The following is a 1,376-nucleotide window of genomic DNA, read 5'->3' as shown; positions in this document are numbered from 1 at the left end:
GAGATATGCGCAGAAGTTGGTGACGTCTGATCAGGCGGCAGCTTGAAGTTGGCGGAGGCCGTCGCGGAACTCAACCCCCTGGATGATCTCGGGCAGGCGGTTCCGGCCATCGAGTTTGCGCCATTTCTTCTGCGCCGACATCATCAACTTGAACGCCATGGCCAGCCCGGTCTTGCGGCTCAGGCATCCCTTAGTGCGTTTCGTGCGATGCCGGACGGTGGCGAAGGTGCTTTCGATCGGATTTGACGTCCGGATGTGCTTCCAGTGTTCCGCCGGGTAGTCGTAGAAGGTCAGCAGCGCGTCCCGGTCCTTGACCAGCTTGGCGACCGCTTTCTCCCATTTCACGCCGTAGGTTTCGACGAAGAAATCGAAGGCGGCGTTGGCTTTGGCTTTCGTCGCGGCCTGCCAGATGTCGTGCAGATGCGCCTTCGCCTTGGCTTGGATGGATTTCGGGAACGCGTTCAGCACGTTCATGGTCTTGTGGACCCAGCAACGCTGCTCCCGCGTCGTAGCGAACACCTCGCGCAGCGCGGTCCAGAACCCCAGGGCACCGTCACCGACGGCCAGCTTGGGGTCCTGCTTCAGGCCGCGGCGCTTGAGATCGAGCAGCACCTCGCGCCAGCTTTGGGTGCTTTCGCGGAAGCCGTCGGTCATCGCCAGCAGCTCCTTGCGGCCGTATTCGTCCGCCCCGACGATCACCAGAACACATTGTTTTTCCTCGGCCATGCGCGGTTTGAAGTAGACCCCGTCCGCCCAGATGTAGAGAAAGCGCCGGTTGCCGAGGTCGCGCTTCTGCCAAGCCTCGTAGTCTTTCCACCAGTCGGCCTTCAGCCGCGTGACGGTCTTGGCAGACAGGCCCTTGGCATTCGGGCCAAGCAGCGCCTCCAGAGCCTCGCTGAAGTCGCCTGTGGACACGCCCTTGAGGTAGAGCCACGGCAGCAGATCCTCGACCGACTTTGCCTTGCGCAGATACCGCGGCAGGATGCTGGGCGTGAAGGTGATTTTGTCGTCGTCAGCACCCCGATCACGGACACGCGGCACCTTAACGGGCACTGGACCAATGCCGGTCATCACGTCGCGTTCCGGCAAATGACCATGGCGCACCAGGCGTGCCCGCCCGTCCTCGAGCTTGTCCCCGGAAAAGGCGTTCATGAGCGCGGCCAGCTCGGCGTGGATTGCCTGTTCGATCAGCTTGCGCGCTCCATCGCGCAGAACGTCGGTGAACGGGTCGGAGCCAAATCCTGATGGATCGGGCAGTTCTGTGATGGTAGTCTCTGGCATGTGGCATATCCCTTTCTCGGCTGAGAATTGACGGCGTCTGAACACCGCCATGATATGCCGCCCCTCAGGGCATCACCAACTTTCGCGTGTTTCTC

1 protein-coding gene is annotated in these 1,376 nt (G+C 61.8%); it reads right to left on the bottom strand.

What is annotated here, in order from left to right; genetic code table 11:
• Window positions 1-30: 30 nt before the first annotated feature.
• Complete coding sequence (locus BLR51_RS27035; protein WP_089852615.1) at window positions 31-1,281, bottom strand: IS256 family transposase; 1,251 nt, start codon at window positions 1,279-1,281, stop codon at window positions 31-33.
• Window positions 1,282-1,376: the final 95 nt, after the last annotated feature.

The organism is Salipiger marinus, from assembly GCF_900100085.1.
Taxonomy (GTDB): domain Bacteria; phylum Pseudomonadota; class Alphaproteobacteria; order Rhodobacterales; family Rhodobacteraceae; genus Salipiger; species Salipiger marinus.
This window is presented reverse-complemented; position numbering and strand designations above follow the sequence as displayed.

Coding starts and splice junctions, on each gene's coding strand:
- BLR51_RS27035 (WP_089852615.1), bottom strand. CDS start 1,281: ATGCCAGAGACTACCATCACAGAACTGCCCGATCCATCAGGATTTGGC.